Raw genomic sequence first — 13,668 nt, forward strand, 5'->3', positions numbered from 1 at the left:
CGTGGACCGACGCCTACAACCTTGCCCGCCCACACGCCGGCATCAAAGGTCTCACACCCTGGCAGCGTGTGAACAACCTTCTTGGAAACGACATCTAGCCCAACGCCGTCCCGAACACCTCGCCCGCCTTCAGGGCCGGCTTGGCGCCGAGGATGGCGCTGGCGGCCTTGGCGGGACCCAGGATCGCGCGGCCCAGGCGCTGCAAGTCGTCAACACTCACCGCATCGACCGCCTCGGCCAGTTCGGCCGGCGTGTAGAGGCGGTTGAACATCAAGGCCTGACCGGCCGCCTGCTCGGCGCGCGACAGGGGCTGTTCGCGGGCCATGAACATGTGGGCCTTCAACTGGGCCTTGGCGCGGGCCAGCTCGGCGTCGTCGATCCGGGCGGCCAGGCCGACGATCTGCTCGGCGCAGACCTTGGCCGTCTCGGCCGCGTCGCCGGCCGCGCAGCCGGCATAGACGCCCAGGGCGCCGGCGTCGGCATAGGTGTCGGCATAGGCGTCGATGTTGTAGGCCAGACCACGCTTCTCGCGGGCTTCCTGGAACAGCCGCGACGACATCCCGCCGCCCAGGGCCTCGGCGAAGATCCGCAGGGCGAAATAGTCATCCTCTCGGGCGCTGACGGCCGGCAGCATGAACACCAGGTGGGCCTGCTCCAGCTTGCGGGCCTGGCTCCTGCGCCCGCCGACGAAGCTGGCGGGATCGCTGGCCAAGGCGCCGGACGCCGCCGGCATGGACCCGAACTCGCGGCGGGCCAGGTCCAGCACCTCGTCCAGCGCGACCGCGCCGGAGCAGCTGACGATCAGCCGGTCGGCGGCGTAGAGCTGGCCGCGCCAGTGCGACAGGCCTTCGACGGTGGCCGAGTTGACGCTGTCGACCGTGCCCAGGATCGGCCGGGCCAGCGGGTGGTCGCCCCAGGCGGCGGCCTGGACCAGGTCGAACACATAGTCGTCGGGCGCGTCGGCGGCCTCGGCGATCTCCTGGGCCACCACCTGCTTCTCGCGGGTCAGGTCGCCCTCGTCGAGGGTGGGGCGCAGGACCAGGTCGGACAGCACCGCCATGCCCAGGTCCAGCCCGCCCTTCAGGGCGCGGACCTGGAAGCTGGTGCGCTCATAGCCGGTGGCGGCGTTGATCTGGCCGCCTTGGGCCTCGATCACCTCGACGATGTCGCGCGAGCTGCGCGCGCCCGCGCCCTTGAACACCATGTGCTCCAGCAGGTGCGACCAGCCCGACCGGGCCGGATCCTCATAGGCCGCGCCGCGGCCGGCGACGACCGACAGGGCGATGGTCTCCAGGCCCGGCATCGGGTCATGGACGACGCGGACGCCGTTTTCGAGGGTGTGGAGGGTGGTGGAAACTGTCATGTCCCCTTCGCATAGCGGGGGAGCCCCCGCGACGCCAGTGCGGCGCGCGCGGCCAAAGCGCTAAAGCTCGTCGTCTGATCCGCCCCGGCCGGAGCCCCGAGCTTCAGGGGACGCTTCATGTAGGGGCGTCACCGTCGCGGTCGGATCGATCACCAGGTCGGCGCGACTGGCGTCGCACCAGGCTTCCAGCTCGGCCTTGAGGACCGGCCACAGATCGGCGGCCCATTCGGGCGCCTGATCCTTCCAGGCCTCCCGCGTCGGAAGATAGGCGGACAGCCGGCCCATCGGCAGTTCGAGGATGAACGATCCTCCGGGCCCGGCGACCACCAGTTCTTCCTTCCAGCGCGACGTGAACCGGAACGTGGCTCCGAGCGCTGGACCGGCCTTCGACACTTAGCCTTGTCCGCCCGCGAACACCCGCACGAAGGCCTTCACGGTCTCGGCGTCGGCCGGCAGGCGATCGAACTTCTCGGGCTTCTTCGACAGGTCCGGCGTAGCGCGGGGCGTGGTCGGGACGACGCCGGCGGCGGCGGCCACGGCTTCCGGGAACTTGGCCGGGTGGGCGGTGGACAGCACCACGACCGGGGTCGCCGGGTCGGCCAGGCGCAGCACGTTTGCGGCGGCGACGCCGACGGCGGTGTGCGGGTCGATGACCTCGCCGGTCTCGTTCAGGGTCGACAGGATGGTCTTGGTGGTGTCGGCCTCGCTGACCGACGCGCCCTGGAACAGCTCACGCATCTTGGCGTGGGCGCTGGGCGGGATGTCGAGCAAGCCCGTGCCGGCGAAGGCCCGGAAGGCGCGGCCGGTCTCGACGCCGTCGCGGCCGACCGCCTCGAAATAGAGGCGCTCGAAGTTGGAGGCCACCTGGATGTCCATGGCCGGGCTCTGGGTGGCGGACACCGCGCCGCGGGCGTAGCGGCCGTCCTCGAAGGCCCGGGCCAGGATGTCGTTGCTGTTGGTCGCGGCCACGATCCGGGCCACCGGCAGGCCCATGCGGGTGGCGACATAGGCGGCGTAGGCGTCGCCGAAATTGCCCGTGGGCACGACGAAGGCGACCTTGCGGGCCGGCGCGCCCAGGGCGACGGCGGCGGTGAAGAAATAGACGCTCTGGGCGGCGATCCGCGCCCAGTTGATCGAGTTGACGCCCGACAGGTCGACCGCGTGGCGGAACTGGTCGTCCTGGAAGGCCTGCTTGACGATGGCCTGGCAGTCGTCGAACGAGCCCTGGATCGAGACGCAGGCGACGTTCTTGTCGGTCGCCGTGGTCATGAAGCGGCGCTGGACCTCGCTGATCCGGCCTTCGGGGAACAGGGCGACGATGCGGGCGTGCGCGCGGCCGCGGAAGGCCTCGACGGCCGCGCCGCCGGTGTCGCCCGAGGTGGCGCAGATGATGGTCATGGTCCGCGACTGGCGCGACAGCACGTAGTCGTAGAGCCGCCCCAGCAGCTGCATCGCCACGTCCTTGAAGGCCAGGGTCGGGCCGTGGAACAGCTCCAGCAGGTGGCGGCCGGGGGCCAGTTGCTTCAGCGGGACGACGGCGGCGTGGGCGAAGGTCGAATAGGCCTCCTCGCACATCAGGGCCAGGTCGTCGGCCGGGACGTCGTCGCCGACGAACTTGCCGACCACGGCGGCGGCCACCTTGGCGTAGGACTGGCCGGCGAAGGCGGCGATCTCCTCGGGCGTGAAGGTCGGCCAGCGCTCGGGCACATAGAGGCCGCCGTCCGGGGCCAGGCCGGCCAGGACCGCGTCGAGGAAACCGATCGAGGGGGATTCGCCCCGGGTCGAAACGTAGCGCATCAGGATCTCATCTTCCGCCAGAGCATGGCGGCATAGATAAACAGCAGGGTCACGGCAAGACCGAACCACGTCAGGGCGTATTCCAGGTGCCGATTGGAAATTTCTGCCGGCAGCGGCGCGGGGGTGATCCCGGGCGGCGCGGGGGTCGCGGACTCGACCATCAGAATGTAGGGCGCGGGGTTGTCGGCGGCGAAGCGGGCGACCGTCGCGGCCCGGTCGCCGCCCAGCGACTTGGGGGCCATCAGCACGCCTATGGCCTGGGCCGGAGCGTAGAGGGTGACCGACGCCGGGGTGGACTGGCCAGTCAGGGCCTTGACCACGCCCAGGTCCAGCAGGATCGCGCCGTAGCCCGCCGCCGAGTCCGAGGTCTGCTGACAGATCGCCGTGGCGCGCCAGACGATGTCGCCGTCGCGGACGCCGTAGACCAGCGGCAGGGTTTGGGGCTTGTCGGACGAACACCCCACCGAAACGCGGGTCCAGGCGACGTCCTCTCCAGCCTTGGCGCGCGCCAGAACCGTCGCAAGGGGTTGGGCCGGAGCGGTCTTCAGCACCTCGATCCGCGCCAGCAGGTCTTCCTTCCAGGCCAGGCGCTTGAGCTGCCAGACGCCCAGGCCGCACAGGATGGCGAAGGCGACCAGGGTGGCGATCGTCAGGCCGATCGGGAAGCGGCGGTCTTTCGGAACAGAAGCGTCAGACATCGTGGCGGCCGGCCTCGGAGGCGTTGTTGGCGATGTGGGCGGCGACCATCAGCCCCTTGGCCGGCCGCATCAGGCCCAGGCACGCGACCAGGGTGACCGGCAGCCAGACCACCAGCAGCAGCCAGACGGGCCAGTTGAAGGCGAACATCGAGAACAGCGCCCCGAAGGCGCACAGGAAGCCGGCGATCAGGATGACGAAGGTCGAGGCCCCGTCGCCGGTCTCGTGAGCCCCCAGGTCGAAGCCGCAGGCCTCGCAGGTCTTGCCGACCTTCAGGAACCCGTCGAACAGCATCCCCTCGCCGCAGTGCGGGCAGCGGCCGGTCGCGCCGGCCAGGTAGGGGTTCACGTGGGTCATCGGACTATGCTCATAGCAGCTTCGGCGGTCTTGGCCCGAAATCCCCGTCCTTCGACAGGCTCAGGATGAGGATTTCTTACTCGAACTTCGCATTCGTCCTCATCCTGAGCTTGTCGAAGGACGAGGGCGCGCACTGCGTTCCACAGCATCCTTGAAACGAAAAAGGCCCGGAACACCGTCTGGCGTTCCGGGCCCTCTCGAAGCGGATGACCTAGTGCGGCGAAGCGCCGAAGATCACGTAGACGAAGGCGAACAGGAACAGCCAGACCACGTCCACGAAGTGCCAGTACCAGGCGGCGGCCTCGAAGCCGAAGTGCTGCTTGGGGGTGAAGGCGCCGTTCATCAGCCGGATCAGGCAGACGATCAGGAACAGGGTGCCGACGAACACGTGGAAGCCGTGGAAGCCGGTGGCCAGGAAGAAGGTCGAGCCGTAGAGGCCCGAATTGGCGGCCGCTTCCGAGTAGAACAGGTGCTCGTGGTTGATGTGGCTGTACTCGTAGATTTGGATGGTCGTGAACAGCGCGCCCAGCAGGATGGTCAGGATCAGGCCCCACTTGGCGCCCTTGCGGTCGCCTTGCTGCAGGGCGTGGTGCGACCAGGTGATGGTGGTGCCCGACAGCAGCAGGGTCAGGGTGTTGACCAGCGGCAGGTGCCAGGGCGAGACGGCCTCGACGCCGGCCGGCGGCCAGGTGGCCCAGGCGGCGCGCACTTCCTCGATGCCCGACAGGGTGCGGTGGTGGTGGAACAGGGCCATCTCGAAGAAGATCCAGAACCACGCCACGAAGAACATCACTTCCGAGGCGATGAACAGCACCATGCCGTAGCGCAGGCCGATCGAGACGACCGGGGTGTGGTCGCCAGCGTTGGCTTCCTTCACCACGTCGCGCCACCAGCCGAACATCGTGTAGAGCACGCCGGCGAAGCCGGTCGCGAACAGCCACCACTGGCCCTTCTCGATGCCGAAGACGCCGCCCTTGATCCAGGCGATCAGGCCGATGGCCATCAGCGTGGCCGAAGCCGAGCCGACGAACGGCCACGGGCTGGGGGGCAGGATGTGATAGTCGTGTTTGACGGCGCCGTGGGCCATGTGCGTGCTAACCCTTTAATCCCTCAAGAGCGTGATCACCGAGGGGGAAGCCGTTGCCGGCGGCCCTCACGCTCTCACCCTGTAAATCCAGCGCATCGACCCGGTTCCCCCTGCCGACGCGCCCTGTGTGAAACGCTATAGCGCCCTCGGCGGCTTGCCGCCAAGGGGTTCGACGATGCGCGGCGGGCTGTTCGCCTGTTTCGCCCCGGCCGCGTCAGGAACCGCCGGGAAGAAGGTGTAGGACAGGGTGATCGTCGACTTGTCCTTGGTGTCGGCGTCGGTCACGAAGCCGGGGTCGACGAAGTAGACGACCGGGAACTCGACCGTCTGGCCCGGCTCGATCGTCTGGTTGGAGAAGCAGAAGCATTCCAGCTTCTGGAAATAGGCCCCGGCCTGCTCGGGCACGACATTGTAGAGCGCCCGGCCGGTCATCGGCTTGTCGCCCTTGTTGGTCACCTTGAAGAAGGCGAGGCCGGTGTCGCCGATGCGAATGTCCTGGCTGGTCTGCATGGGCTGGAAGTCCCAGGGCAGGGTCCGAACGTTGGCGTCGAAGCGGATCTCGACCTTGCGGTCCAGCACCTTGGTCGGCTTGGCCACGGCCTTGCGCACCGTGCCGTCGAAGCCGGTGGCCTGGCAGAACAGCTTGTACAGCGGCACCGCCGCATAGGCCGCCCCGACCATGCCGAAGAAGGCCAGGCCGCAAATGGCCGCGACCTTCAGGTGGCCGCGCCCCTTGGGCCGAGGACCGACGCCGACCTTGTTGTCGGCCTCGATCTTGGCCCGATCCTCGGCCGACAGGTCGTCCTTAGAAGTGAGGCCCAACATTGCCTCCCAGCTTCACGACGGTGACCACGAACACCAGGATGACGAACGCCGCCAGGCCCAGGCCCAGGGCGATGTTGCGGCCGCCGCGCGCCTTGGCGGCGGGATCGATGTCCTTGCGCGGGCTCATAGCGGCAACTCCAGAACTTTCAGGCCCAGCACCGCCTCGGCCAGCAGGGCGGCGAACAGGGCGAACAGGTAGAGGATCGAGAAGGCGAACAGGTTGCGGGCGTGCCTGGCGTCGCCGACCGGCTTGCCGCGCTTCTCGGCCGTCTCGCCCACTTCGTAGAGGTCGCGGTCGGCCGGGCGCGGGTCGGCGGCGTCGCCGGCCGTGCTGGCGAACACCCGCCAGGCCAGGGTCAGGAACACCAGCCCGCCCAGGCCCGAGACCGCCAGGTACAGCCAGCCGCCCAGGCCGGTGAACACCGGCGCGACGCAGATCGGGATCAGGACCAGGCTGTAGATCAGGATCTGCCGGCGGGTTTCCTTGGCGCCCTTGACCACGGGCAGCATCGGCACCCCGGCCTTGGCGTAGTCGGTGCTGATGTACAGCGACAGGGCCCAGAAGTGCGGCGGGGTCCACAGGAAGATGATCAACACCATCAGCCAGGCGTTCAGCGGCGCATGGCCCGTGGCCGCGGCCCAGCCGATGGCCGGCGGCAGCGCCCCGGCCAATCCGCCGATGACGATGTTCTGGGCCGTCCAGCGCTTGAGCCACATGGTGTAGACCACCGCGTAGAACACGATGGTGAAGGCCAGCAGGCCCGCGGCCAGCCAGTTGATCGCCATGCCCATCAGCATGACCGACAGCAGGCTCAGCACCACGCCGAGGGTGGCGGCTTCCTCGCCCTTGACCAGGCCGGCGGGCACCGGACGGCCGCGCGTGCGGCGCATCTTGGCGTCGATGTCGGCGTCGTACCACATGTTCAGCGCGCCCGAGGCCCCGGCCCCGACGGCGATGCAGAACACCGCCACCGCGCCCAGCAGCGGATGGATCGGGGTGCGGGCGGCCAACAGACCCGTCAGGGCCGTGAAGACCACCAGCGACATCACCCGCGGCTTCAGCAGCTGGAAATAGTCCTGCCAACGGGCGTGGCGGACCGTGGCGGTCGCCTCGTCGGGGGTCAGGGCATCTCCAGAAAGAACCGGGGTACGGGCCATTTTACTTAAGGGTTCGGGTCTTGATGGGCGAAGGGCGCGGACTGGATTTTCATCCGGCCCGCGCCCCCCGTTTTGCGTATCTAGTCTACCAGATTCAGTGGCTGTCGGCCTTGATGACCGGCGGGTCGCTGAACTGGTGGAACGGCGGCGGCGAGGACAGGGTCCATTCCAGGGTGGTGGCGCCTTCGCCCCACGGATTGGCCTCGGCCTTGCGGCGGCGGATGGCGGCTTCCAGCAGGATCACTAGGAACACCACCACGCCCACGGCCGTGATCGCGTAACCAACCGACGAGACGTAGTTCCAGTGCGAGAAGGCGACCGGATAGTCCACGTAGCGGCGCGGCATGCCCTGCAGGCCCAGGAAGTGCTGCGGGAAGAAGATCAGGTTGACGCCGACGAACATGATCCAGAACTGCGTGCAGCCCAGGAACTCGTTGTACTTCACGCCCCACATCTTCTCGAACCAGTAGAAGAAGCCGGCGAAGATGGCGAACACCGCGCCCAGCGACAGCACGTAGTGGAAGTGGGCGACGACGTAGTAGGTGTCGTGCAGGCTGTAGTCGATGCCGGCGTTCGACAGGACCACGCCGGTCACGCCGCCGACGGTGAACAGGAAGATGAAGCCGATCGCCCACAGCATGGGCGTCTTGAAGCTGATCGAGCCGCCCCACATCGTGGCGATCCACGAGAAGATCTTCACGCCGGTCGGCACCGCGATGACCATCGTGGCGGCCACGAAATAGGCGCGCAGGTTGATGCTCATGCCGACGGTGTACATGTGGTGGGCCCACACGATGAAGCCGACGAAGCCGATGGCGACCATGGCGTAGGCCATCGCCAGGTAGCCGAAGATCGGCTTCTTGGAGAAGGTCGAGACGATGTGGCTGATGATGCCGAAGCCCGGCAGGATCAGGATGTACACTTCCGGGTGGCCGAAGAACCAGAACAGGTGCTGGAACATGACGGGGTCGCCGCCGGCGGCCGGGTCGAAGAAGTGGGTGCCGAAGTTGCGGTCGGTCAGCAGCATGGTGATGGCGCCGGCCAGGACGGGCAGCGACAGCAGCAGCAGGAAGGCGGTGATCAGCACCGACCAGGCGAACAGCGGCATGCGGTGCAGGGTCATGCCCGGCGCGCGCATGTTGAAGATCGTGGTGATGAAGTTGATCGCGCCGAGGATCGAGCTGGCGCCGGCCAGGTGGAGGGCCAGGATCGCCAGGTCCATCGACGGACCGGTGTGGCCGGTGGTCGACAGCGGCGGATAGATCGTCCAGCCGCCGCCGAAGCCGCGGCCCGGGCCGCCGTCGACGAACATCGAGGTCAGCAGCAGCACCCAGGCGGCGACCAGCAGCCAGAACGAGATGTTGTTCATCCGCGGGAAGGCCATGTCCGGCGCGCCGATCATGATCGGCACGAACCAGTTGCCGAACCCGCCGATCATCGCCGGCATGACCATGAAGAAGATCATGATCAGGGCGTGGGCGGTGACGACCGCGTTGTAGCCGTGCTTGGACTGCTCGACGAGGCCCATCAGGCTGACCGACGAGTTGGGACCGAAGATCTGGATGCCCGGCTCGGCCAGTTCCCAGCGGATCAGGCCCGACAGCGCGCCGCCGACCAGGCCCGCCATGATGGCGAACAGGATGTAGAGCGTGCCGATGTCCTTGTGGTTGGTCGAGAAGAACCAGCGCTGGAAGAACGGCGGCTTGTGGTCGGCGTCGTCGTGGCCGTGGGTGTCGATGTCAGCGGCGTGAGCCATCGGACTTAATCCTGCAATCGTATCTTAGGCCGCCGGCGCGGCAGGAGCCGCGGCCGGAGCGGAAGCGGGGGCGGCGGCCGGCGTGGCGGCGGCCGGAACTGCGGCGCCGGCGGCGGGGGCCGGAGCGGCCGCGGCCGTGGCGGCCGGCGCGGGCGAGGTCTTGGACTTCACCCAGGCGTCGAAGTCGGCCTGGCTGACGACGTGGATCTCGATGGGCATGTTCGAGTGGTCGACGCCGCAGAGCTCCGAGCACTGGCCGTAATAGACGCCGATCTTGTCGGCCTTGAACCAGGTTTCGTTCAGGCGGCCGGGAATGGCGTCGGTCTTCAGGCCGAAGGCCGGCAGGGCGAAGGCGTGGATCACGTCGGCGCCGGTGACCTGCACGCGGATCACCTGGTTGACCGGCACCACCATCGGCTTGTCGGCGGCCAGCAGGTAGGGCACGCCCTTGGCGTCGGCCTCTTCCTTCTTCAGCGGCACCGAAGTGATCTCGCTGATCTTCTGGTCGGGATATTCATAGCCCCAGTACCACTGGTAGCCGGTCGCCTTCACCGTCAGGTACGGCTTGGGCATGTCGTTGTAGGCGAACAACAGCCGGAACGAGAAGATGGCGATGATCATCAGGATCAGCACCGGGCCGATCGTCCAGATGATCTCGACCGTGGTGTTGTGGCTGAACTTGGCCGGGACCGGGTTGGCCTTGGCGTTGTAGCGGATGACGATCCAGATCAGCAGGCCCAGCACCAGCAGGGTGATGGCCGTGATGATCGGCATCAGGATGTGGTTGTGGAAGGCGATCGCCTCGTACTTCAGGGGCGAGGCCGCCTTCTGAAGATCGTAGGCGCCGGGGGTCGGCTGACCCAGCAGTTCGGCGCCCTTGGCGAGGGCCTCCCCCGCAAACACGCCCGAAAGGGCCATCGTCGTGGCGGCGACGGCGGCTACGCCCGTCAACTTCCGCCGCATCCCCTGAATTTGCGCCTTCATATCCCTCACGGCCCGTTTCGGCGGCGATTTGGCGTCGCGATCAACCCCACGCCGCGCCGACATGCACAATACGACCAGCGACACGGGACTTAGGCAATCAACTTCGTCAGGCGACGTGGAATCGAAGGCCGGCCCCGGCGTCTCTGGCCGGTCGCTGGCGTGCATACGCGCTCCAATCCCCGTTGCCAAGCGCCAGAGGCGTTCGCCCGGACGCCTTGCGCGGGCCTGAGGCGCCTCACCTGCGAGCCGCTCTCAACAACGGGCATTTCAGCACGCTCGCGCTACGTACCATTACTAACATGTAATGACAGCTACCTTGCATTGGACACTACCTTGCGTCACAAGAGTGCTCAGCAACGGGCCAGGCTCGGAGACCGCAACGCCGTGACAGAAGCCATTGAAGTTCAACTGAAGAAAGGCGTGCTGGCGCTGTGCGTGCTGGCCCTGCTGTCGAAGGCCGACAGCTACGCCTACGAAATCGCCAGCAAGCTCGCCAAGGACATCGATATGGGGGAAGGGACGATCTATCCGCTGATGCGCCGCATGCAGTCGGACGGCCAGGTCGAGACCTATCTGGTGGAATCCCAGAGTGGTCCGCCACGCAAGTACTACCGCCTGACGCCGGCCGGTCGGGCCAGCTTCACGGCCCAGAAGGCCGAATGGGCGGCCTTCGTTTCCGCCGTCGACAACATCCTGGGAGCCGCCGCATGACGCGCGCCGAATTCCTCACCCGCCTCAAGCGCGGGCTGGCGGGCCTGCCCGCCGCCCAAATCGCCGACATCGTCGCCGACTACGAGGCCCACTTCAACGAGGCCCAAGAGGCCGGGCGCAGCGAGAGCGAAGTGGCCGCCGCGCTGGGCGAGCCCGAGCGCCTGGCCCGCGAACAGCGCGCCGAGCAGGGCGTTCGCCGCTGGGAGGAGACCAAGAACCCCTCGGCCGCCGCCAGCGCGATCTTCGCCGTCGTCGGCCTGGGCGCCATCGACATCATCTTCCTGCTGCCCCTGTTGATGGGCGTGCTGGGGACGCTGTTCGCCTTCTTCATGGCCGCGATCGGCATCTTCGTGGCCGGCGGCGCGGTGACCACGGTCGGACCGTTCGCCGGACCGCCCGGCGGCCCCGCCGTGGCCTTCCTGCTGGGCATCGGCCTGATGGCCGGCGCCACCGCCCTGGCCGCCGTCACCACCCTGCTGACCGTCGGCCTGGTCAACGGCCTGATCTGGTACGGCCGTCTCCACTACCGGCTGCTGAAGCCGGCCATCGAAACCCAGGTCTGAGGGGACCGTTATGATCCGCAACCTGACCATCGTCGCCGTCGCCAGCTTCGTGCTCTGCGTCGGCTGCTTCGCCGGGGCCTTCGCGCTCGGCGGACGCGACATCGTCAAGAACGGCTGGAGCTTCCCGGCCGACTGGAACATCGAAGTCAACGACGACAACGACCACATCCACATCGGGCCCGGCGCGTCGGTCGACAACGGCGAGACCACCACGCGGCAGATCGCCTGGAGCGGTTCGGACGCTCTGCAGGTCGACGTGCCGGCCGAGGTGATCTTCACCCAGGCCGCCCCGGGGGCCGGCGGCGGCGTCAAGATCGTCGGGCCCCAGCGCCTGGTCGACCGGGTGACCCTCGCGAACGGCCGACTGACCCTGCGCGACAGCGACGGCGACGGCGGCGTGGTCTCGATCCACGGCCACGGCGTCCATATCAGCCGCGACAGCGACCAGCTGTCGGTCGAGGTCGTCGCTCCGGGCGTGCGGACCTTCACCCTGAACGGCAGCGGCGACCTCTATCTGAAGGCCTATGACCAGCCCGACCTGGTGCTGGAGATCAACGGCAGCGGCCGCGTCGAGGCCCAGGGCAAGACCCGGAAGGTCGACCTGAAGGTCTCCGGCTCGGGCGAGGCCGACCTGCGCAGCCTCGACACCGGCGACGCCAAGGTCGCCCTGTCGGGCAGCGGCGAGGCCCACCTGGCCCCGCACGGCGCGGCCGAGGTCGAGGTGGCCGGCAGCGGCGACGTCTACCTGACCAGCAAGCCGACCGTCCTCAGCTCCAATGTCGCCGGCTCGGGCGAAGTGCACCAGGACTGGTGACTGATGGGGACAGGCGCATGCGCCTGTCCCCAAGCCGCATCTCGGCCTCGCCTCACCTTCCCCGGCGTCGAATCGTCGCCGGGGTGATGACGGGGGCGGACGAAACGCTTACCTGTAAGCCCATGACCGCACCCATCACCGCCCCGTCCCTGCTGGCCTCGGCCAATGTCGACCCCGAGCGCGCCCGCGCCATCCTCGGCGAGGCCCTGGCCGGCGCCGACGACGGTGAACTGTTCGTCGAACGCTCCGAGAGCGAGTCGTTCGTCTTCGACGACGGCCGGCTGAAGAGCGCCTCCTACGATTCGGGCGAGGGCTTCGGCCTGCGGGTGGTGGCCGGCGAGACCGCCGGCTACGCCCATTCGGCCGAGATCTCGGAAGCCGCCATCGGCCGCGCCGCCGACTCGGCCCGGCTGGCCCGCCGCGGCTATGCCGGGGTCAGCGCCGAGGCCCCGCGCGCCACCAACCAAAGGCTCTATGGCGAGGACGACCCCGTCGCCTCCCCCGCCTTCTCCGACAAGGTCGCCCTGCTGCAGGAGATCGACGCCTTCGCCCGCTCGCGCGATCCTCGCGTCGTCCAGGTGATGGCCTCGATGGCCGGCGAGCGCCGGGTCGTCGAGATCCTGCGCGCCGACGGCCAGCTGCTGCGCGACGTGCGCCCGCTGGTGCGGGTCAATGTCCAGGTCACGGTCGAGAAGGACGGCCGCCGCGAGGCGGGCACGTCCGGGGCCGGCGGCCGCGCCGGCTTTTCCGCCTGGATCAGCCCCGACAAGTGGCGGGCCCAGGTGGACGAGGCCCTGCGCATGGCCCTGGTCAATCTCGACGCCGTGGCCTGCCCGGCCGGCGAGATGGACGTGGTCCTGGGCCCCGGCTGGAATGGCGTGCTGCTGCACGAGGCGGTCGGCCACGGCCTGGAGGGCGACTTCAACCGCAAGGGCATCAGCGCCTTCTCCGGCCGCATCGGCGAGCGGGTGGCGGCCAAGGGCGTCACCGTGTTCGACGACGGAGCGATTCCCGGCCGCCGCGGCTCGCTGACCATCGACGACGAGGGCACGCCGACGGAACGGACGGTCCTGATCGAGGATGGCGTCCTGGTCGGCTACATGCACGACCGGATGAGCGCCCGTCTGATGGGCATGGCCGCCACCGGCAACGGCCGCCGCCAGTCCTACGCCCACATGCCCATGCCGCGGATGACCAACACCGGCATGCTGGCGGGCAATGACGACCCGGCCGAGATGATCGCCTCGATGAAGCGCGGCCTCTACTGCGCCAATTTCGGCGGCGGCCAGGTCGACATCACCAACGGCAAGTTCGTCTTCCAGTGCACCGAGGCCTATCTGGTCGAGGACGGCAGGATCACCGCTCCGGTCAAGGGCGCGACCCTGATCGGCGACGGTCCCAGCGCCCTCACCCGCGTGACGATGATCGGCAACGACTTCGACTTCGACCCCGGCATTGGCGTCTGTGGCAAGTCGGGCCAGGGCGTGCCGGTGGGCGTGGGCCAGCCCTCGCTGAAGATCACCGGCCTGACGGTCGGCGGCACGGCGGTTTAGGCAA

15 protein-coding genes and 1 pseudogene are annotated in these 13,668 nt (G+C 68.3%); 5 read left to right on the plus strand and 11 right to left on the minus strand.

The window, feature by feature from the left end; genetic code table 11:
- Positions 1–94: 94 nt before the first annotated feature.
- The 5 genes from ASD47_RS08560 to ASD47_RS08580 are packed head-to-tail and all read right to left on the minus strand — an operon-like array spanning position 95 to position 4,213.
- Positions 95–1,363 carry a pitrilysin family protein gene (locus ASD47_RS08560; protein WP_056754464.1) on the minus strand — a complete coding sequence of 423 codons (1,269 nt, stop codon included), beginning with the start codon at positions 1,361–1,363 and terminating at the stop codon, positions 95–97.
- 60 nt (positions 1,364–1,423) lie between these two features.
- The gene (locus ASD47_RS27250) at positions 1,424–1,756 is read right to left on the minus strand and encodes a hypothetical protein (RefSeq protein ID WP_056754467.1); all 333 of its coding nucleotides are present in this window, start codon (positions 1,754–1,756) and stop codon (positions 1,424–1,426) included.
- Entirely contained in the window at positions 1,757–3,160 is a 1,404-nt protein-coding gene (thrC, locus tag ASD47_RS08570; RefSeq protein ID WP_056754470.1) for a threonine synthase, read from the minus strand.
- Positions 3,160–3,858, minus strand: coding sequence for an SURF1 family protein (locus ASD47_RS08575; protein WP_056754473.1), 699 nt, complete (start codon positions 3,856–3,858; stop codon positions 3,160–3,162). The genes thrC and ASD47_RS08575 overlap by 1 nt, the downstream gene beginning before the upstream one ends.
- Complete coding sequence (locus ASD47_RS08580; RefSeq protein WP_056754481.1) at positions 3,851–4,213, minus strand: DUF983 domain-containing protein; 363 nt, start codon at positions 4,211–4,213, stop codon at positions 3,851–3,853. Before ASD47_RS08580 ends, ASD47_RS08575 begins: the two co-directional genes overlap by 8 nt.
- A gap of 40 nt (positions 4,214–4,253) precedes the next feature.
- Here ASD47_RS08580 and ASD47_RS27505 point away from each other — a divergent pair.
- Positions 4,254–4,352 (plus strand): annotated as a pseudogene (locus tag ASD47_RS27505) (hypothetical protein); the annotation flags it as partial.
- A 72-nt stretch (positions 4,353–4,424) separates the two neighbouring features.
- Here the strand turns inward: ASD47_RS27505 and ASD47_RS08585 are convergent.
- From ASD47_RS08585 to coxB, 6 genes are all read right to left on the minus strand, one after another.
- The gene (locus ASD47_RS08585; RefSeq protein WP_056754483.1) at positions 4,425–5,300 is read right to left on the minus strand and encodes a cytochrome c oxidase subunit 3; all 876 of its coding nucleotides are present in this window, start codon (positions 5,298–5,300) and stop codon (positions 4,425–4,427) included.
- A gap of 135 nt (positions 5,301–5,435) precedes the next feature.
- The gene (locus ASD47_RS08590; RefSeq protein WP_082564531.1) at positions 5,436–6,125 is read right to left on the minus strand and encodes a cytochrome c oxidase assembly protein; all 690 of its coding nucleotides are present in this window, start codon (positions 6,123–6,125) and stop codon (positions 5,436–5,438) included.
- Positions 6,106–6,252: a hypothetical protein gene (locus ASD47_RS27130; protein ID WP_163233234.1), complete on the minus strand. Its 147-nt coding sequence runs from the start codon at positions 6,250–6,252 to the stop codon at positions 6,106–6,108. The genes ASD47_RS08590 and ASD47_RS27130 overlap by 20 nt, the downstream gene beginning before the upstream one ends.
- Positions 6,249–7,283, minus strand: a complete 1,035-nt coding sequence (gene cyoE / locus ASD47_RS08595) for a heme o synthase (RefSeq protein ID WP_056754484.1) — start codon at positions 7,281–7,283, stop codon at positions 6,249–6,251. The genes ASD47_RS27130 and cyoE overlap by 4 nt, the downstream gene beginning before the upstream one ends.
- 94 nt (positions 7,284–7,377) lie before the next feature.
- Positions 7,378–9,039 carry a cytochrome c oxidase subunit I gene (gene ctaD / locus ASD47_RS08600; protein ID WP_056754487.1) on the minus strand — a complete coding sequence of 554 codons (1,662 nt, stop codon included), beginning with the start codon at positions 9,037–9,039 and terminating at the stop codon, positions 7,378–7,380.
- A 24-nt stretch (positions 9,040–9,063) separates the two neighbouring features.
- Positions 9,064–10,023, minus strand: a complete 960-nt coding sequence (gene coxB / locus ASD47_RS08605; RefSeq protein ID WP_056754490.1) for a cytochrome c oxidase subunit II — start codon at positions 10,021–10,023, stop codon at positions 9,064–9,066.
- A gap of 384 nt (positions 10,024–10,407) precedes the next feature.
- On the opposite strand from coxB, the gene ASD47_RS08610 reads away from it, so the two are divergent.
- The 4 genes from ASD47_RS08610 to tldD all read left to right on the plus strand — a co-directional run bounded on the left by ASD47_RS08610 (position 10,408) and on the right by tldD (position 13,664).
- On the plus strand, positions 10,408–10,734 hold the full coding sequence (locus ASD47_RS08610) for a PadR family transcriptional regulator (protein ID WP_056754492.1): 327 nt from the start codon (positions 10,408–10,410) through the stop codon (positions 10,732–10,734).
- Positions 10,731–11,297 (plus strand): DUF1700 domain-containing protein, encoded by a 567-nt coding sequence (locus ASD47_RS08615; RefSeq protein ID WP_056754495.1) that lies wholly within the window; start codon positions 10,731–10,733, stop codon positions 11,295–11,297. Before ASD47_RS08610 ends, ASD47_RS08615 begins: the two co-directional genes overlap by 4 nt.
- A 10-nt stretch (positions 11,298–11,307) precedes the next feature.
- Entirely contained in the window at positions 11,308–12,111 is an 804-nt protein-coding gene (locus ASD47_RS08620; protein WP_056754498.1) for a GIN domain-containing protein, read from the plus strand.
- Between the two features lie 122 nt (positions 12,112–12,233).
- Positions 12,234–13,664 carry a metalloprotease TldD gene (gene tldD / locus ASD47_RS08625; RefSeq protein WP_056754501.1) on the plus strand — a complete coding sequence of 477 codons (1,431 nt, stop codon included), beginning with the start codon at positions 12,234–12,236 and terminating at the stop codon, positions 13,662–13,664.
- Positions 13,665–13,668 lie beyond the last annotated feature (4 nt).

It is taken from the genome of Caulobacter sp. Root1472, assembly GCF_001426985.1.
Taxonomy (GTDB): Bacteria; Pseudomonadota; Alphaproteobacteria; order Caulobacterales; family Caulobacteraceae; genus Caulobacter; species Caulobacter rhizosphaerae.